This is a genomic window from Actinomycetota bacterium, assembly GCA_035697485.1.
In the GTDB taxonomy this organism is placed as follows: domain Bacteria; phylum Actinomycetota; class UBA4738; order UBA4738; family HRBIN12; genus JAOUEA01.
The window spans coordinates 47,686-64,999 of sequence record DASSCU010000017.1; the positions used below are offsets into that span (position 1 = coordinate 47,686).

Annotated in this window: 17 protein-coding genes; 13 read left to right on the forward strand and 4 right to left on the reverse strand. The window is 69.0% G+C overall.

Annotation, left to right across the window (positions count from 1 at the left end; all coding sequences use genetic code 11):
* Nucleotides 1–100: 100 nt before the first annotated feature.
* Nucleotides 101–1,348 (reverse strand): hypothetical protein, encoded by a 1,248-nt coding sequence (locus VFI59_04630; GenBank protein ID HET6712979.1) that lies wholly within the window; start codon nucleotides 1,346–1,348, stop codon nucleotides 101–103.
* A 396-nt stretch (nucleotides 1,349–1,744) separates the two neighbouring features.
* Between VFI59_04630 and VFI59_04635 the strand changes: the two genes are divergently transcribed.
* The 5 genes from VFI59_04635 (at nucleotide 1,745) to VFI59_04655 (ending at nucleotide 5,901) form a co-directional block, all read left to right on the forward strand.
* A complete protein-coding gene (locus VFI59_04635) occupies nucleotides 1,745–2,839 on the forward strand; it encodes a sulfate ABC transporter substrate-binding protein (protein ID HET6712980.1) in 1,095 nt (364 codons plus the stop codon).
* Between the two features lie 35 nt (nucleotides 2,840–2,874).
* Entirely contained in the window at nucleotides 2,875–3,738 is an 864-nt protein-coding gene (gene cysT / locus VFI59_04640; GenBank protein HET6712981.1) for a sulfate ABC transporter permease subunit CysT, read from the forward strand.
* A complete protein-coding gene (locus VFI59_04645; GenBank protein ID HET6712982.1) occupies nucleotides 3,735–4,595 on the forward strand; it encodes a sulfate ABC transporter permease subunit in 861 nt (286 codons plus the stop codon). Before cysT ends, VFI59_04645 begins: the two co-directional genes overlap by 4 nt.
* Nucleotides 4,592–5,677: an ABC transporter ATP-binding protein gene (locus tag VFI59_04650; protein HET6712983.1), complete on the forward strand. Its 1,086-nt coding sequence runs from the start codon at nucleotides 4,592–4,594 to the stop codon at nucleotides 5,675–5,677. Before VFI59_04645 ends, VFI59_04650 begins: the two co-directional genes overlap by 4 nt.
* Before the next feature lie 107 nt (nucleotides 5,678–5,784).
* Nucleotides 5,785–5,901 carry a YezD family protein gene (locus VFI59_04655; GenBank protein HET6712984.1) on the forward strand — a complete coding sequence of 39 codons (117 nt, stop codon included), beginning with the start codon at nucleotides 5,785–5,787 and terminating at the stop codon, nucleotides 5,899–5,901.
* Between the two features lie 50 nt (nucleotides 5,902–5,951).
* Here the strand turns inward: VFI59_04655 and VFI59_04660 are convergent, their stop codons facing one another.
* Nucleotides 5,952–6,503: a zinc ribbon domain-containing protein gene (locus VFI59_04660; protein ID HET6712985.1), complete on the reverse strand. Its 552-nt coding sequence runs from the start codon at nucleotides 6,501–6,503 to the stop codon at nucleotides 5,952–5,954.
* A gap of 369 nt (nucleotides 6,504–6,872) precedes the next feature.
* Here VFI59_04660 and VFI59_04665 point away from each other — a divergent pair, with 369 nt between their 5' ends.
* The 4 genes from VFI59_04665 (at nucleotide 6,873) to VFI59_04680 (ending at nucleotide 9,826) form a co-directional block, all read left to right on the forward strand.
* Nucleotides 6,873–7,094 (forward strand): hypothetical protein, encoded by a 222-nt coding sequence (locus VFI59_04665; GenBank protein HET6712986.1) that lies wholly within the window; start codon nucleotides 6,873–6,875, stop codon nucleotides 7,092–7,094.
* A gap of 330 nt (nucleotides 7,095–7,424) precedes the next feature.
* Entirely contained in the window at nucleotides 7,425–8,513 is a 1,089-nt protein-coding gene (locus VFI59_04670) for an NYN domain-containing protein (GenBank protein HET6712987.1), read from the forward strand.
* A 7-nt stretch (nucleotides 8,514–8,520) separates the two neighbouring features.
* On the forward strand, nucleotides 8,521–9,198 hold the full coding sequence (locus VFI59_04675; GenBank protein HET6712988.1) for a DinB family protein: 678 nt from the start codon (nucleotides 8,521–8,523) through the stop codon (nucleotides 9,196–9,198).
* A 421-nt stretch (nucleotides 9,199–9,619) separates the two neighbouring features.
* A complete protein-coding gene (locus tag VFI59_04680) occupies nucleotides 9,620–9,826 on the forward strand; it encodes a DUF1918 domain-containing protein (GenBank protein ID HET6712989.1) in 207 nt (68 codons plus the stop codon).
* An 18-nt stretch (nucleotides 9,827–9,844) separates the two neighbouring features.
* On the opposite strand, the gene VFI59_04685 is transcribed toward VFI59_04680, so the two are convergent.
* Complete coding sequence (locus VFI59_04685) at nucleotides 9,845–11,254, reverse strand: alkaline phosphatase family protein (GenBank protein HET6712990.1); 1,410 nt, start codon at nucleotides 11,252–11,254, stop codon at nucleotides 9,845–9,847.
* 89 nt (nucleotides 11,255–11,343) lie between these two features.
* Between VFI59_04685 and VFI59_04690 the strand changes: the two genes are divergently transcribed.
* The gene (locus VFI59_04690; protein ID HET6712991.1) at nucleotides 11,344–12,075 is read left to right on the forward strand and encodes a hypothetical protein; all 732 of its coding nucleotides are present in this window, start codon (nucleotides 11,344–11,346) and stop codon (nucleotides 12,073–12,075) included.
* Between the two features lie 365 nt (nucleotides 12,076–12,440).
* Here VFI59_04690 and VFI59_04695 read toward each other — a convergent pair whose 3' ends face one another.
* The gene (locus tag VFI59_04695; GenBank protein HET6712992.1) at nucleotides 12,441–13,622 is read right to left on the reverse strand and encodes an acyl-CoA dehydrogenase family protein; all 1,182 of its coding nucleotides are present in this window, start codon (nucleotides 13,620–13,622) and stop codon (nucleotides 12,441–12,443) included.
* Nucleotides 13,623–13,694: 72 nt separating this feature from the next.
* On the opposite strand from VFI59_04695, the gene VFI59_04700 reads away from it, so the two are divergent.
* The 3 genes from VFI59_04700 to VFI59_04710 all read left to right on the forward strand — a co-directional run bounded on the left by VFI59_04700 (nucleotide 13,695) and on the right by VFI59_04710 (nucleotide 17,216).
* A complete protein-coding gene (locus VFI59_04700) occupies nucleotides 13,695–14,924 on the forward strand; it encodes an amidohydrolase family protein (protein ID HET6712993.1) in 1,230 nt (409 codons plus the stop codon).
* Between the two features lie 603 nt (nucleotides 14,925–15,527).
* Nucleotides 15,528–16,877, forward strand: coding sequence for an ammonium transporter (locus tag VFI59_04705; protein ID HET6712994.1), 1,350 nt, complete (start codon nucleotides 15,528–15,530; stop codon nucleotides 16,875–16,877).
* 147 nt (nucleotides 16,878–17,024) lie between these two features.
* Entirely contained in the window at nucleotides 17,025–17,216 is a 192-nt protein-coding gene (locus VFI59_04710; protein ID HET6712995.1) for a hypothetical protein, read from the forward strand.
* Nucleotides 17,217–17,314 lie beyond the last annotated feature (98 nt).

Sequence of the window (17,314 nt, forward strand, 5' to 3'; positions counted from 1 at the left end):
GCGCTGCGAGCTGCTCGTCGGCCGTACCCTGCGGGCCCGATTCGATCGTCGCGTCGTCGCTCACGGTCGGAGTCTACGTCGGCCCCTTCGGCCGGCTCGGTCATGAGGTCACGTAGAAGAATCCCGTTGCGAGCAGCGCGAGCGGGGCGAGGAAGAGCGTGCCGACGAAGAGCGCGAGGCGCCGGTTGCTGGCGACGAGGTAGTCGTCGAGCCGCAACACGGACCGCTGCACGGGCTTGTAGAGGAAGGCCAAGATCACCACCGACACGATCGTCACGCCGATCGCCTCGGCCAGCACCACCTGTGCCGCGTCCGGGGTGGGCTGCAGCATCGCGACCACCAGCGTGTCGGCGAGCGTGGTGATGTTCGCACCCATGATGTACGGGAGCGCCTCCTCCCGCTTGATCAGCCCCTTCGCGGCGAGCGGCACGAGCACGGTGAGCGCCACGGACACCGAGAGCGTGAGCGTCGCGACGATGCATCCGAGGAAGAACATCGTCCAGGGGTGCTTCAACCATGCAGCCCGCTTCGACGCCGTTGCGTCGCTGCTCACGTGGGGCAGCACCCGATCGATCAGGTTGAACGACACGAGGATCACGCCCAGGCCGATCAAGAAGAGCGACCATCCCGGCACGTTCGTCGCGATGACGTCGACGATCGGACCCCACAGCTTGCCGAGGACCGCGTCGAGTTTCCCTGAGGCGTGCAGGTCGAACCCCTCGAGCCATCCTGCGCGGATGATGGCGTACCCGATCAACATGCCGGGCAGGTACACGATCGCGGTCATCGTCATCGCCTGGATGCCGATGCCGATCGAGTCGCTGCGTCCCCGCCTGATGTCGGCCTGCGACGCGCCCGCCGCGATCTGCACCTTCGCCTGCTTCGTCGCGTACAGGAACCCGGTCAGCAGCACGATGAACGACGCGCCGAGGCGTGACCCCGACAACATCGTGAACGCCTGCAGCTTCGTCAACGCGCCCGCCCCGAAGAGGCTGATCGCCGTCGCAGCGACCGGCGAGCCCGAGAGCACGAAGTAGGCGCCCAGCCAGCCCGCGCCGAGCGTCGAGACGCCGTTGGCGAACGGGAACTGCCCCTCGATCTGCGGGCCGACCGCTGCCGCGCCCTCCTTCATCAGCTGCACGGCGAGGATGAACAGGAACATCGCGGGCACGAAGAGCAGCAGCTTGCTCGCGATATCCCACGGGGAGCGTGGTGCCTCGAACGGCCCCCAGTCGATGAGGTACCGAGCCTGGTTCGCCTCGACCGGCACGCAGAACTCGCCGTCGATCTCGACCAGCTGTGCTTCCTTCTCGAGGTCGCGTTCGAGCTCCTTGGAACGTTTGGCCATCCAGGCTCTCTCCTGAAACGAAAGGGGCCGCAACGCGGTGCGGGAACCATGTTCCCCCGATGCGTTGCGGCCTCCGGTCTTTCCGGTCAGCTGCACCGCGAGGGTACCGCCGTGGCCGGGGGAGGGTCAACGGCCATCGGCCCTAAGACCCATCGGCCTCTTGTTGCATTCTCGTGGCGGTAAGTCGGGGATCGGCCCGATCTCCTTGACACTCCTTCCTCCAGCCGGTAGTTCTGTCCGCGTCACGCCGACCGGAGCACCCGGAGGCGCTGCACTCGAAAGGCCGGCTGATCCGCACCGCGCGATCGGTCGCGCGAACCCTTTCGGTTGACCGGACCACCGGAGGCCGAGCACCCAGAGGCCCCGGCAACTCGCCGGTCATCGAAAGGAGCTCGGATGTCGTTCTATCCCCCGCGGCGCTTCGCGTCCGCACGCTGGGCGCGTTCGCTCGCGCTCGCGCTCGTTCCCCTCACGATCCTCGCGGCATGCTCGTCCGACTCGGGCGGTGGCGACACGCAGTCGTCGGCCGCAGGCGGGCCGTGCACACCCCCGGAGACGCCGGTGGTCAACTTCGCCGCATACAGCACGCCGCGCGAGGCCTACGGTCAGATCATCCCGGCCTTCGTGTCGAAGTGGAAGGAAGAGCACGACGACCAGAACGTGATCTTCCAGGAGTCCTACGCGGGCTCGACCACGCAGGCGGCGAACGTGATCGCCGGCTACGAGGCCGACGTGGTCGCGCTCTCGCTCGGGCCCGACGTGGACGAGATCGCCGACGCCGGCCTGATCACGCACGACTGGACCGACCAGCCCGACGGCGGCATGGTCTCGACCTCGGTCGTCGTGTTCGACGTCCGTCCCGGCAACCCCGAGGGCTTCCAGGACTGGAACGACCTCGCCGCCGACGGCGTCGAGATCCTCACCCCCGACCCGGCATCGAGCGGCGGCGCACGGTGGAACCTGGTCTCCCTGTGGGGCTCGGCGCTCCGCGGCTACGCCGGCATGACCGCCGACGACACGGCGGGCGCGACGACGCTGATGCAGGACGTGCTCTCGAACGTGATCGTGTTCGACAAGAACGCCCGTGACTCGATCCAGAACTTCGAGGCGGGGAACGGCGACGTCGCGATCACCTATGAGAACGAGGTGCTCACCGCGCAGGAGGCTGGGCTCGAGGACGAGGCTGTCTACCCGCCGTCGACCGTGTTGATCGAGAACCCGGTCGCGGTCGTGGACCAGTGGGTCGACGAACACTGTGTGCGCGACGTGGCCGAGGCGTTCGTCGAGTTCCTGCACTCCGACGAGGCCAAGGAGATCTACACCGAGGTGGGCCACCTGCGGTCCACCGACACGAAGGAAGCCCAGAAGGGCGGCGGCCAGTTCCCGCCGATCGAGGACCTGTTCACGGTCGACGAGATCGGCGGCTGGGACGCCCTGAACGAAGAACTGTTCAGCGACAGCGGCATCGTCACCCAGGCGATCGCCGGCTGACCGGGACGGTCCACGGAAAGGACCAGCAGACGACGATGAGCAACGCCGCGCAGATCACGATCGAACGCAGCCGGACCCGGCTCTCTCCGCGGTCAGCTGCACGGCTGCGGCGATACACGCTGCGCGGCGTTGCTCTCGTCTACCTCGGCGCCATGGTGGCGCTGCCGGTGATCGCGGTGATCTCGAAGGGGTTCAGCGAGGGGCTCGATGGGTTGCGCACCGCCCTCGCGATCCCGGGAGCGACGGCCGCGATCCGGCTCACGTTGATCACGTCGACCCTCGCCGCGCTGATCAACGCCGTCATGGGCACGATGCTCGCCTACGTGCTGGTGCGCTTCTCGTTCCCGGGCAAGCGATTCCTGTCGGCGGTCGTCGACCTGCCGCTCGCGATCCCTACGCTCGTCACGGGAGTGATGCTCGTGGCCCTGTACGGGCCCGCGTCGCCGATCGGAGGGTTCCTCGATCGGCTGGGCATCCAGGTGATCTTCACGCCGATCGCCATCATGCTCGCGTTGCTCGTCGTGACGCTGCCCCTCGTGGTGCGCAGCGTGCAACCCGTGCTCCAGGAGCTCGACGACGCCGAAGAGGAAGCCGCGGCCACCCTCGGCGCGAACGGTTTCACCACGTTCCGAAAGGTCGTGTTCCCGGCGATCCGCGTCGCGATCGTGGGCGGCACGCTGCTCACGTTCGCGCGCTGCCTCGGCGAGTTCGGCAGCGTCGTGCTCGTCGCCGGCAACCGGGCCGGGGAGACCCTCACCGCCCCCGTCTTCATCTTCCAACTCGCGAACCAGTTCCGTCCGATCGAGGCGGCGGCGGTCGCGACGCTGCTATTCAGCATCTCCTTCGTGCTCGTGCTGGTGACCGCACGCCTGCTGAAGCGGAAGGAGGACGACGCATGAGGACCCCCTCCGATGCCCCCTCCGTCTTCCCTCCCGGCGGCGGTCGCCGGCGCCTCGTGCGCGGCGGAATCGTCGTGGCGTGCCTCCTGTATGTCGGCGTCCTGCTGCTGCTGCCCCTCGCGGGCATCGTCTACACCGCCCTCGAACCGGGCTGGTCCAAGGTCGTCGAGACGTTCTCGCGCCCCGACGTGCAGCATGCCTTCGTCCTCACCGGGGTGATCACCGTGATCACGGTGGCGGTCACGACGTTCTTCGGCGTGATCACGGCCTGGGTGCTCGTGCGCCAGCGCTTCGTCGGCAAGTCGCTGCTGAACGCGCTCGTCGACCTTCCCTTCGCGCTGTCGCCGGTCACGGTCGGGCTCGCCGCGGTCATCCTGTTCGGGTTCGGCGGCTGGCTCGAACCCTTCTTCGAGGCTCGCGGCATCCAGGTGATCTTCGCGGTGCCCTCGATGGTGCTCGTCACGATCTTCATCTGCATCCCCTTCACGATCCGCGAGGTCGTGCCGGTGCTGGAGGAGATCGGCAAGGACGAAGAGGATGCGTCGCGAACCCTCGGCGCGTCGATCCTGCAGACGTGGCGCAGGGTCACCCTGCCGAACATCCGCTGGGGCATCCTCTACGGCGTCGCGCTCACGATCGCGCGTTCGATCGGCGAGATCGGCGCCGTGCTGATCGTGAGCGGCCTGATCAAGGGGAAGACCGAGACCGCGACACTGTTCATCTTCACGGCGATCGAGGAACGCCAGGACGCCGAGGCGTACATCGTCGCCCTCACGCTCGCCGCCGTCTCCATCGTGCTGCTCGTCGGCATCGAGACCGCGCGACATCGCATCGAAGGAAGGAAGGTACGCACATGAGCACGCCGATCGTGGTCGAGCAGCTCACCAAACGGTTCGGCTCGTTCGAGGCCGTGCGAGACGTGTCGTTCACGGCGCCCGGTGGCGCGATCACCGCGCTGCTCGGGCCGTCGGGGTCGGGCAAGAGCACCGTCCTGCGCATGATCGCGGGCCTGGAGGACCCCAACCAAGGACGCATCTGGCTCGGCGACGTGGAGCTCACGCCCAAGAGCGTGCAGGAGCGTCGCGTGGGGTTCGTGTTCCAGCATTACGCGCTGTTCCGGCACATGACGGTCGCGCAGAACGTGGAGTTCGGGCTGGCCGTCCGAAAGCAGGCCAGGGCCGATCGGAAGGCGCGCGTCGACGAGCTGCTCGAGCTCGTGCAGCTCACGCACTTCGCGAAGCGGTACCCCGACCAGCTCTCGGGCGGGCAGCGACAGCGCGTCGCGCTCGCACGTGCGCTGGCCCCGCGGCCCGAGGTGTTGCTGCTCGACGAGCCGTTCGGCGCGCTCGACGCGAAGGTGCGCCAAGACCTGCGGCAGTGGCTCGACGAGCTGCATCGCGAGCTGGGCGTCACGAGCCTGCTGGTGACGCACGACCAGGAAGAAGCGCTCGAGCTCGCGAACCAGATCGTCGTGATGCACGAGGGTCTCGTGCAGCAGGTCGGCTCCCCGAGCGAGATCTACGACGATCCGAAGACCCCGTTCGTCGCCGGCTTCGTCGGTTCCGCGAACGTGTTGCACGGCGTGGTCGAGGGTGGCCACGTGCACCTGGGAGCCTTCCGGGTCCCTGCGGCAGAGCATCTGGAGGAGGGCGCGGCAGCCACGGCGTTCGTGCGACCGCACGACGTGCGGGTCGCGCCGAAGGGTGCGAACGGCCATGGCGCCGATGGCGCGCCGCTCGCGATCGGTCGCGTCGAGCGCATCTCGTCGCTCGGCTGGCTCACGCGGCTCACGATCCGCCTCGACGGCGACGGAGATCACACCCTGGTCGCCCACGTCCCTCAGTCCGATCTGGCCGGCGCCTCTGAGGGCGACCTCGTGAGCGTCGGCCTGCTCAACCCCAAGACGTTCGATCACGGCGAGGTCGCGGCCGGCGAGTGAGCGCGGGTATGCCCTTGCGAGTCGTGGACGGCGACGACGGGTCCTCGGATCGGGAGATCCCCACCGAGGTGCTCCGGTTCGCCGGGCTCCCGCCCGAGCAGCGAGCGCTGTTGCTGCACGTGCACGATCTGTTGGCCGGCATCGCCTACGGCACCGTGGTGCTGGTGTTGCAGGACGGCAAGGTGATCCAGGTGGAGACCTCGGAGAAGATCCGGCTGAAGTGACAGCCGGCCGGGGGCGCTCCCGCGAGATCGCCCCTCTCGTGGAGCGTGGATCAGCCGCCGCAGGCGCAGCCGCCGCCACCGCAGCAGCCGCCGCCGGCTGCGGGCGTCGAGTCGGTGAACCCGCCGGTCGAGGCATTCCCCGCCGAGAACACCGAGAAGCGGCGCCGAACACGCTCGCTCCCGCACGACGGGCATTCCAGCGCCGTGTCGACCGCGTCGCTCATCGAGCGGCGCTGTTCGAACGGCTGCTCGCACCCGAGGCAGATGTACTCGTAGGTCGCCACGGGGCAAGGATACCCGGGGGAGGCGACGTCACGCGATGCCTCGTGGGATCGAGCCCCCGGCCGGATGCGAGCTGGTGCGCCCGTCATGCGGTGGGCGATTGCGGCGGCGGCCCCCATCACGCCCGAGGCCGGGCAGGTCACGGCCGGCGTGACGAACTGGTTCCTCGTGCTTCCCTGGATCGCGCTCGCGATCGCGCTGACGGCGGTGATCGGCCCGACGCTCGTCAACGTGATCGTGGTAATGGCGATCACCTCGTGGGCGAGTACGGCGCGCGTCGTGCGATCGCAGGCCCTCTCGGTGAAGGAGCGTTCGTTCATCGAGGCGTTCGCCCGCCCTCGGCGCCGGGCTTGGGACCTGATCACGCATCACGTGCTGCCCAACGTTGTTTCCGATCCTGTTCGCCAACGCCGTGCTGATGATCGAGCTCGCGATCCTGTCGGAGACGACCCTGTCGATCCTCGGGCTCGGTCCGGAGAACGCGATCTCGTGGGGCCGCATCATCGACGACTCGTTCTCGGAGGGCGCGCTCTCGGCCGGATGGTGGTGGTGGCCGATCCCGCAGGGCGTGGCGATCATGTTCGTGACGCTGTCGTTCACGATGGTCGAGTTCGCGCTCGACGAAGTGCTCAGCCCGCGACTCCGCAAACGCGAGGGCAACCTCGACGTGCGGCGGGTAACCTGGTTGCATGCCGGAGAGCTACGGGAAGCGTCAGCGCCAGGACGTGAAGGCGCGCAAGGCGGCTGCTCGCGAGGAGCGGCGGGTCGCGCGCGCCAAGCGCGACGCCGACCGGGCTGCCGGCCTCGTCGAGGCGGGCACGCCGATCGAGGCGACCGACCCGGCCGTGCTCGGCCTGCCCGACGACGAGGTCGAAGCGGGCGAGAGCCCCTCGACCGGCGCCTCGGCCTGACCGCGTCGTTCATCTCCCCCGCCTCGCGTTCGGTGCCGCCGGACCGACTGGTACGGGACGCTGGGAGCCTCGGCCGCCGACCTCGGCAAGCCGATCAGCCGGGCGACGACGATCGCCGGCGACGCGGCTGTGAGCGAGGGCGGCGGCGCCAATCCTGCGAGTGGATACGCACTGATCGAGGCGGAAAGCATCGACGACGCGGTCGCGAAGAACAAGGGTTGCCCATCCTCATGAGCGGCGGCAGCATCGAGGTCGCCGAGACGTTCGACGTCATGTGATCGCGGCCCTCGCCCTCGGTCGGGAGCGGCCCGCGCCGACTAGGCTGGGCCGATGGACCTCGACGAAGAACGCATCGCGCTGTTCCTCGACTACGAGAACCTCGCGATCGGGGCGCGCGATCGGCTCGAGGGCATGCGGTTCGACCTGCGCCCCGTGCTCGATGCGCTCGCCGAGCGAGGCCGGGTGATCGCGCGCAAAGCGTACGCCGACTGGTCCTACTTCGACGAGGACAGGCGCATGCTCACGCGCAGCCACGTGGAACTGATCGAGATCCCGCAGCGCATGGGCGCTTCGCGCAAGAACTCGGCCGACATCAAGCTCTGCGTGGACGCGCTCGAGATGGCGTTCGAGCGCGACTACGTCACCACGTTCGTGATCTGTACCGGCGACAGCGATTTCACCCCGCTCGTGCACAAACTGCGTGAGTTGAACAAGCGGGTGATCGGGGTGGGCATCAAGGAGTCGACCTCGAAGCTGCTGCCGCCCGCCTGCGACGAGTTCCTCTACTACGAGGCGCTCGAGGGCGTCGACGTGCCGGCGGAGCGTCGGCGCCGTGGGCGCAAGGGCGGGAGCGGTCGAGCGCCGTCGGAGGAACGACCCGCGGCGCCCGAGCCCGAGCCCGTCGAGGACGAGGAGCAACCCGAGTCGACGCCGCCGCTGGACGAGGATCAGCTCGCGATCCTGATCGCGCAGACGGTGGCTGGCCTCGAGCGAACCGCGGCCGGGCCGGTGCTGGCCTCGTCGGTGAAGCGCGCGCTGCTCCGCAAGGATCCGACGTTCAGCGAGGCCGACCACGGGTTCCGGGCGTTCGGAGAGCTGCTCAGACACCTCGCCGATCGCAACGTGATCGAGCTGAGCGAAGGCGCGGCCAAAGGTGACCCCGAGGTCTCGCTGCCGTCGCAGGGAGGCGAGACCGAGGCGTTCGACCTGTTGCGCGAGGTCGTCGCCGACCTCGGTGCCCAGGGCACGGTGCAGCTGTCGGGTCTCAAGAACCGCGTTCGCAAGGTGCGCCCCGACTTCAGCGAGAAGAAGTACGGGTACCGCGGGTTTCTGCAGTTCTGCCGGGCCGCCGCCACGCAGGGCTTCGTCACGCTCGAGTGGGACGCCGCCGCCGAGGACTACGTGGTCGCGATCCCGTAGGAACGGCGTGGCGGCGGCGATCGAGTGCCTGATCGAGACCGGATCCAAGCGCACGTTCGCGTGCGCGGCGGCCTGGCCGGGGTGGTGTCGCCAGGGACGCGACGAGGACGCCGCGATGCAGGCCCTCGAGGCCTACCGACCGAGGTACGCCTCGGCGCTGAAGGCCACGGGGGTTCCCTTCGGCGGCATCCGCGGCTCCCTGCGGATCGCCGAGCGCACCGGCGGGAACGCGACGACCGACTTCGGTGCGCCCGACGCCGTGTACGAGCTCGACGCCGACGTGATCTCTGCACGGGAGTGGGCTCGGTTTCGGCGCGTACTCGAGGCATGCTGGGCGGCGTTCGATCGCGCCGTCACGGTCGCCGAGGGGGTGGAGCTGACGAAGGGACCGCGTGGCGGCGGTCGCGATCTCGGGTCGATCGTCGGCCACGTCGTGGGCGCAGAGGTGAGCTACCTGCGCACGCTGACCGGTCGGGCCGTACAGGTGGACGATGACGACCCCTGGAGCGCTCGCGAGCGTGAACGGGAAGCGGTGCTCGCGTGGCTCGACCTCGCGAAGGCCGGCGAACTCCCCGAGCGCGGTCCGCGGGGCGGGGTGCTGTGGACACCACGACGCTTCCTGCGCCGTACGGCGTGGCACGTGCTCGACCACGCCTGGGAGATCGAGGACCGCGCGGCGGGCTGAGTCCGTGCTGGGGCAGGATCAACAGGGCGGACAGCGTCCAGGCGTAGAGGGCCATGGGCATCCCGTGGTACTCGATGTCCATCTCGTACCGCATGCCGACCTTCTCGGCCACGCGGATCGACCCCGCGTTGTCGTGGAAGGTGCACGACACGAGGCGGTGCCTGTCGAGCTCCCGCGCGGCCCAGTCGCGGATCACGGTGGCGACCTCGGTGGCGAGCCCGCGTTCCCGATACTCGCCCAGCTGCCGCTCGACGGAGCGTGCGATCACGATCGTGGCGGGGGCTCCCCCTCGTCCATGCGCCAGAGTCTCGCAGGTGGTCCCGTCGGTGGCGGGGACTTCGACCGTTCTCGGCGCGGTCGAGGTGATGCACGCTGGCCACGGGTGAGCTGGATCGGCACCCGGGAGGAGGAGGTGGGCAGCATGAAGGCCGTGATCGGCGATCTGCTCCGCATCAAGGGGCACCACATCGGCGAGCCGGACCGTGACGCCGAGATCCTGGAGGTCCGCGGCGACGAGGGCGGACCCCCGTTCCTCGTTCGGTGGGAGGACGGACAGGTGGGGTTGATGTTCCCCGAGTCCGACGCTGAGGTCGTGCACGTCGGGCAGGGAGACAGCGCTCCGAGTTAGCTCCGAGTTAGCTCCGAGTTAGATGAAGTGGTCCTCGTTGGGGTCGATGCCCGGTTCCCAGCCGTCGTAGCCGTCGGGGAAGGCGAACGCGCCGCCGTACGTGGGCGCGGTCGTCTCGCCGAAGACCGGGTCGCGCGGCCTCTTCTTGAAGTTGAAGACGTGCTCGAACGAGTGCGTCTTCTCGATGCGCGGCGTGAGGTAGGGCAGCCCCCAGTTGTCGGAGATGAACCGCAGGGGCGTCGAGAACTCGCCGATCTCGGTATCGACGATGCCGCGTTCCGTGTACGGGCTGATCGTCAGCAGCGGCACACGCACGCCGAGGCCGAGGTCGTCCACCGCCGGTGGGAGCACGGGGTCGTAGAAGCCGCCCCACTCGTCCCAGGTGAGGAAGATCGCCGTGTGCTCCCACATCGGGCTGCGCATCACCGCGTTCACGATCTCGCTCACCCAGTTGTGCGCGTGTCCGGTCGAGTAGGGCGGATGGTCGGAGAGCTCGAACCGCGGTGTGATCCACGTGACGGCTGGGAGCGTGCCCGCCTCGATGTCGGGCACGATGCGATCCACCGAGCGCATGTGCTCGTCCCACATGTCGGTATGGAAGACGTCGCCGATGCCGTTGTAGGCGTTCCAGAAGTAGCCGACCTGTCCCGGTGACGCCGAGTAGTACGCCCAGTCGACCCCGATGTCGCTCAGCTGCTGCCCGACCGTGCGATAGCTGAAGCAGGTGTCGTGCTTCGTGAGGTTCCCCTTGTCGTCCTTCACGAAGACGAACACGTCGTCGCCGAGCGCGTCGCAGCCCCAGCTCTTGAACCGTTGGCCGCCCTCGACCCTGGTCTCGATGTTCTCGGGGTTGTCGAGCACGCCGCCCGATTGCCCGGCGATGAAGTAGTAGTGGTTCGGGTACGACGGTCCGCCGACGCTCGCGAAGAAGTGGTCGGAGAGCGAGTACTCGCGCGCCCACGTGTAGTAGTTCGGGATCTGGTCCTCGTCGAAGATCGAGTACGCGTACGTCGAGCCGAACTCGCCGTTGCCGAACCCGTCCATCTTATCGCCGTTCAGGCAGTTCAGGTGCGCCGCCCGGTCGTGCGGGATGTCGCCGGGGAGCCATTCCGGGCATCGGATCAGCGGCTTCTCCTTGCCCAGCTCGACACCGACGGTCGTGCCTTCCACGCCGGGGAACTTGCCGAACATGTTGTTGAAGCTGCGGTTCTCGAGCATCACGTACACGACGCGCTTGATCGGCGTCGCGGTGTCGATCTGGGGCGTGCGGTCGCCGAGCTTCGGGATCACCTTGCCGCCCGTGCACGAGAAGAGCACGCTGCCGGCCAGCGCCATCGCCGAGCCGTGAAGGAACCGCCTGCGGGTGAGGTACGGGATCGGGTGGGTCGGGGCGCGTTCCTCGTCACGAGGATGCATGTGTTCGGGCATGCTTCCTTTGTATCAAGCGATCGGCCCATCGCTATCCTGAGCGGATCGTGCACACAGGTTCGTCACACCGCGCCCCGATACTGTCTGCCGTGCAGGAGCAGGCAGAACGGCCCACCGAATCGCCGCTCGCGATGCGTAGGTTCGTCGTCGTGCTGGCCCTGGTCGCGGTGACCGCGGCGGCCTGCGACGATGGCCGTGGCGGCGGTGAAGCCGAGGGTCCCTTCGCTTCTGCCCCATCGGGGGGGTCGCCCACCTCCAGCGAGTCCTTCATGCCGTCGGCGAGCGTCGTCCCCTCACCCACCCAGCCTGCGGTTCCCGAACCCGCCCCGGCGACCCGAGGGGCGCCTTCGACGACGTGCGTCGAGGGCTGGCGCACCCCGGCGCGCGATACCCCGCAGTTCACCGATCCTCTCGGCATCGTCCGGCGCACAGCGCCGGTCGAGGGCGACTTCGTCGTCGTCGACATGCGCTACTTCACCGGGCCGGAGTCACCTCCGTCCGACAAGGGGTACATCCTCGAGATCGATCGTTGGTACATCAAGCTCTACGTAAAGTCCGACTGGAGCTATCAGGGCCGCTTCATCGTGGAGCAGCGCATGTTCGGTCGCGGGGTGGCCGCGGTCGCTCCGTACGACACGAAGGGGTTCCGCTCGCCGGACTGGACCGGCTTCCAGTGGGACTCTGCCGACACCACCGCGCGTGAGTACCCGGGCCTGCCCGGGTTGTGGCCGGGTCTGCCCTACGACTTCGTGAAGGGCGGCGCCGGCCTCGAGATCGCGGGCCTCCCCGACGAGGTGCGCGGGTGCCTCCAGGGAACGTGAGACGTCGGCCCTGGGAGCAACCGAACCCTCATGCCCTCATCGTCGCCGGAGCCAAGCGGTGACCCGCGACCGAACGTTATGGGGTCGACGGGCCGGATGATCCCCGATGCCGACGGCGCGCACGGAACTCCCACCATCGGAACTCGCCGCGACGATGTGCGGCAGCCCGCGCTGCCCTGGCGAGCGATGCTCTCCGCACGGCAGGCGCGACCTCGGAGGCGGTCTGCACGTACTCGGTCGAGGTCTGCACGTCTGCCCCGGTCCACTGGATCGTGGACGGGTCTGGGTGGCGATCGCGTTCGGGATGCTCGGTCCAGCCGCTGCGGCCCATGGTGGCTCCCCTTCCGTCGGGGATGATCTCGACCTTACGCCCGGGCGGGCCATTGGGTGTAGAGGCCCGAACCGCGCTTCTGGAGCTCGTTGCCGATCACGACCCGCTGGATCTCGCTGGTGCCCTCCCAGATGCGATCGACGCGCAGTTCCCGATACATGCGCTCGACCGGCTGCTCCCGCATGTACCCACGGCCGCCGAAGATCTGCACGGCCTTGTCGATCACTCGTCCGGCGGTCTCGCTGCAGACGAGCTTCACGGCGCTCGCCATCGCGTGGGTCTGCTTGCGATCGGCATCGCCGCGCGAAGCTTCCCAGCACACGCGATACAGCAGCGACTTCGCCGCCATGATCTCCGCGGCCATGTCGGCGAGCATGAACTCGATCGCCTGGAACCCGACGATCGGCCTGCCGAACTGCCGCCGGTCCTGGGCGAACGCGAGCGAGAGCTCGAGCGCACGAGCGCTCGCGCCCATCGTTCGGGCGCCGATCATGATGCGTTCCTCGACGAACCAGTCCTTCGTGAGCTCGAAGCCCTCGCCGACCTCGCCGAGCACGCGGTCGTCGCCCACCCGCACGCCCTCGAACGCGTAGATCGGGTGCTCGAAGACGAACGTGTGCGTGTACTTCGGGGTGCGAACGACTCGCACGCCCGGCATGTCCTTGTCGACGAGGAAGACGGTCGCCTTCGCCGGGTCGCCGTCGATGTGGGCATGCACCAGAAAGAAGTCCGCCACATCGCCGCTCGTCACGTGCCACTTCTCGCCGTCGAGCACCCAGGCGTCGCCGTCTCGGCGGGCGGCGGTCGCGACGGCCGTGACGTCGGAGCCCGCGCCTTCCTCGGTGATCGCGTACGCGTCGCGTCGCTCGCCCCGGATCGCCGGGCGCAAGAACCGTTCCTTCTGCTCCCCGGTGCCTCGAGCGAGCGGGATCGAAGGACGCCACGGGATGTCCCACAGCGCGCCGGTCGCCCGGCCCCACTGTTCCTCGATCAGCATCTGCTGGAACGTGTCGTAACCCTGGCCGCCGTCGTCGATCGAGTGGTTGATGCCGTGGAAGCCGGCATCGAGCACGGCCCGCTTGGCGGCCGCATGGCTCTCGGCCGAGAGTCCGTCGTTCGCCTCGCACTCGTCCTCCAGCGGCACCAGCACGTCGTCGGTGAACGCTCGCGCACGCCTCTGCAGGGCGCCGTCCTCGACCGACAGTCGCATGTCCATCGCTCGCTCACTCCTCGGGAGGGGTAGGGTGCGGCCCGAGTGTAGGTCCGCGCGCGAGGGAGGTGTGAGTCGGTGGGCAGGACGGTGTTCCACGGGGGGAAGGTCTTCGACGGGTCGGGCTCGCCGCCGGCGTCCGCCGACGTCGTGATCGAGGACGCCCGCATCGTCGAGGTCGGGCGGGGGCTCGACGGCGACGACGGGGTCGACTGCACCGGCAAGGCGCTGCTGCCCGGCCTCTTCGACTGCCACGTGCACCTGGCGTTCCGGTACGAGGACTTCGACGAGTACGCGCGCATGCAGGAGCCGTTCTCGCTCGGGTTCTACCGCTCGGTGCAGAACCTCCGGACGACGATCGGGCTCGGCATCACGACGGTGCGCGATGCCTCGGGCGCCGATGCCGGCCTTCGGATCGCGGTCGACGAGGGAACGCTCGTGGGGCCACGCATGCAGGTCTCCGTCTCGATGCTCTCGATGACGGGCGGTCACAACGATCCATGGCTCCCGAGCGGCACGCTCGGCATCTTCGGCGTCGGGTATCCGGGCATGCCGTCAGGTGTTTGCGATGGCGTCGACGGGGTCACCAGGAAGGTGCGAGAGATGGTCCGAGCCGGCGCCGACGTGATCAAGATCGCGTCGAGCGGAGGGTTCCTCTCGCCCACGGACGACCCCATGGAGCCGAACTTCTCGCAGGAAGAGGTCGACGCGATCGTGCGTGCGGCCGCCGACCTCGGCACATGGGTGATGTCGCACGCCCACGGGCCCGAGGGCATCAAACGTGCGGTGCGAGCGGGCGTGCGCTCGATCGACCACGGCACCTACCTCGACGACGAGGGGATCGAGCTCATGCTCGAGCACGGCACGTGGCTCGTGCCGACGCTTACCGCCGGCGACACGACCGACGCGATCGCGAACGACTCGAAGGTGTCGCCCGCGGTGCGTGCGAAGCTCGCGGACCTCGGTCGCCCCGAGTTCGATGCCTTCCGTCGCGCGGTCGACGCCGGCGTGAAGGTCGCGATGGGCACCGACTGTCCCGTGGCCCCTCACGGCACGAACCTGAACGAGTTGCGGCACATGGAGGCCAACGGCTTCACGCCGGCGCAGGCGTTGCACGCGACGACGCTGAGCGCCGCCGAGCTCATGGGTCTCGACGCCGAGCTCGGCACGTTGGAGCCCGGCAAGCGCGCCGACCTCGTCGTGCTCGACGGCGATCCGCTGGTGTTCGACGACTACGAGTCGCGCATCGATCAGGTGTGGAAGGACGGCGCTCGCGTCGTGCCGTTCGCCCTCACGCATGTTGGGTGAACCGATACCCGACTCCCGCACGGTCTCGTTCAGGCGGGGATGGTCCTGTGCCAGCTTCGCCCGCACCCGGCGCACGTGCAGGTCGACGGTGCGAAGGCCGCCGAAGTCGTCGTAGCGCCGGACCCTCGAGAGGATCTCGTCCCGGTGAACACACGCCCTGGCCGGCCGAGCAGCAGGCGGAGCAGCTCGTACTCCATGTCGGTGAGATCGAGCGAGCAGCCATCGAGCGACGCCGGGTAGCTGGCGGTGTTGAGCGACAGCGGCCCAAGCCGCAACACGTCGGGGCCGTCGAGACCGGCGCAGCCGGAGCATGCGCAGCCGCGCGAAAAGCTCCTCGGTTGGGGGAGGGACGCTCGACGAACTCGTCGCAGAGGCTCGCTACCGTTGAGCGTGCCGAACCCGCCGGGGGGAAGGAGGCGGTTTCCGGGCTGCTTCCCTCGTGTGACGGTCGTGTTACACGACGCCGACATGCCGGGGGGAGTGACGCTCCCGCCCTCGTGACTGGAGGGATCTGTAACCAGAACGAAACCGATATGTCACCCGCGCGGAACGAGCATGCGGTTGGGTTCTCCGAAGACGACCGAAGGAGGGGACATGGGGGAGATCAACACCGGCGACACCGCCTGGGTCTTGGCCGCAGCGGCCCTCGTGCTGTTCATGACGCCCGGGCTGGCGTTGTTCTACGGCGGGCTGGTCCGTTCGAAGAACGTGCTGGCCACGATGATGCAGTCGTTCGCGGCGATCGCCGTCGTCTCGATCGCATGGCTCGCGATCGGCTACACGCTGGCGTTCGGACCCGACATCGGGCTGGTGATCGGCGGGCTCGACTTCGCTGGTTTCCGAGGGGTCGGCGCGGAGCCGATGGCGCTGGCGCCGACGATCCCGGCATCCACGTTCGCGATCTACCAGATGATGTTCGCGATCATCACCCCGGCGTTGATCGCAGGTGCGTTCGCCGAGCGCGTGCGATTCTCGGGGTACCTGCTGTTCATCACGGCATGGTCGATCCTCGTGTACTCACCACTGGCCCACTGGGTGTGGGGGGGCGGGTTCCTGGGCGCCGCCGGCATCGGTGCCCTCGACTTCGCCGGTGGCACGGTCGTGCACATCAGCGCCGGCGCCGCCGCTCTGGCCGCCGCGCTCTACGTCGGCAGGCGCACGGGCTATCCGGGGGGCGCTTTCACGCCGCACAACGTGCCAATGGTGATGCTGGGCGCCGCGATCCTCTGGTTCGGATGGTTCGGCTTCAACGCCGGCAGCGCGCTCGGCGCGAATGGCCTCGCATCGTCCGCCTTCGTCGCGACCCAGCTCGGTGCCGCCGGCGCGTTGATCGGGTGGGCGATCCTGGACCGTGTGCGTCACGGCAAGGTCACCGCGATCGGCGCGGTGACGGGCGCCGTAGCGGGGCTCGTGGCGATCACGCCCGCGGCGGGCTACGTGGAGCCGGGGTCCGCCCTCGTGATCGGGCTGATCGCAGGGGCGGTCTGCTTCGTCGCGGTCGAAGCCAAGTCGCGCGTCGCCTACGACGACTCGCTCGACGCCGTCGGTGTGCACTTGGTCGGTGGGCTCGTGGGCGCGTTGCTGACCGGCATCTTCGCGACCCTCGCGGTGAACCCCGTTGGGGCCGAGGGCAGCCTCGCCCAGGTCGGGAAGCAGGCGGCCGCCTGCGCGATCGCCCTCGCGTTCTCGTTCGTGGCGACGCTCGCGATCCTCAAGGTGGTGGACCTGCTGGTCGGGTTCCGCGCGAGCGAAGCCGCCGAGGCGGACGGGCTCGACGTCGTGGAGCACGGCGAGAGCGCGTACACCTGGGGCTCGCGGAGCATGACGCTGCTCGAGCCGCCGGCGCTGTCGGGGGACGACCTCGATGCGCTCCGCGAGCGGCTCGTGCTGGAGGCGACCGCGCAGGTGATCGAGAACGTTCGGCTGGAGTCGGAGCGCGAGGGCCCCCGCTGACCTCGCCGGCCGGATCGAGGGCCCGGGCAGCGCCCCCGGGCCCTCGTCCACCAGTCGGCGACGTTTCGACGATCGTCACCGGCGCGAAATACGCGTGTCACGCGGGACGCCGAGCGTCGCCGGGGTCCGCGAGCGCGAGGGGCACGCGTGGTTCAGGGACCGGGGGAGCGAGCGCGAGAGCGCGATGCCTGCGGGGTGGGCTTCGTGGCCCGCGCCGACGGCACGGCGACGACCGAGGTGGTGGCGCTGGCCCTCGAGGCGCTGCGGCGGTGCGTCACCGAGGCGCCGTGGCGACCGACGGCGCGTGAACCTCGACACCGTGGAAGCGGTGCGCCCTGACCCCGAGGCCGTGGGGCGGTTGCGGGGGTCACTCCACCGGCACCTGGCCCTCACCGGGTCGCTGGCGGCGCGCCGTGCGCTCGCGACCGACCTGCGGT

Bases quoted from the DNA above. Each gene is read 5' to 3' on its own strand.
- VFI59_04630 (HET6712979.1), bottom strand. From the start codon at position 1,348: ATGGCCAAACGTTCCAAGGAGCTCGAACGCGACCTCGAGAAGGAAGCA.
- VFI59_04635 (HET6712980.1), top strand. From the start codon at position 1,745: ATGTCGTTCTATCCCCCGCGGCGCTTCGCGTCCGCACGCTGGGCGCGT.
- cysT (HET6712981.1), top strand. From the start codon at position 2,875: ATGAGCAACGCCGCGCAGATCACGATCGAACGCAGCCGGACCCGGCTC.
- VFI59_04645 (HET6712982.1), top strand. From the start codon at position 3,735: ATGAGGACCCCCTCCGATGCCCCCTCCGTCTTCCCTCCCGGCGGCGGT.
- VFI59_04650 (HET6712983.1), top strand. From the start codon at position 4,592: ATGAGCACGCCGATCGTGGTCGAGCAGCTCACCAAACGGTTCGGCTCG.
- VFI59_04660 (HET6712985.1), bottom strand. From the start codon at position 6,503: ATGAACGAACGCTCCTTCACCGAGAGGGCCTGCGATCGCACGACGCGC.
- VFI59_04665 (HET6712986.1), top strand. From the start codon at position 6,873: ATGCCGGAGAGCTACGGGAAGCGTCAGCGCCAGGACGTGAAGGCGCGC.
- VFI59_04670 (HET6712987.1), top strand. From the start codon at position 7,425: ATGGACCTCGACGAAGAACGCATCGCGCTGTTCCTCGACTACGAGAAC.
- VFI59_04680 (HET6712989.1), top strand. From the start codon at position 9,620: ATGAAGGCCGTGATCGGCGATCTGCTCCGCATCAAGGGGCACCACATC.
- VFI59_04685 (HET6712990.1), bottom strand. From the start codon at position 11,254: ATGCCCGAACACATGCATCCTCGTGACGAGGAACGCGCCCCGACCCAC.
- VFI59_04695 (HET6712992.1), bottom strand. From the start codon at position 13,622: ATGGACATGCGACTGTCGGTCGAGGACGGCGCCCTGCAGAGGCGTGCG.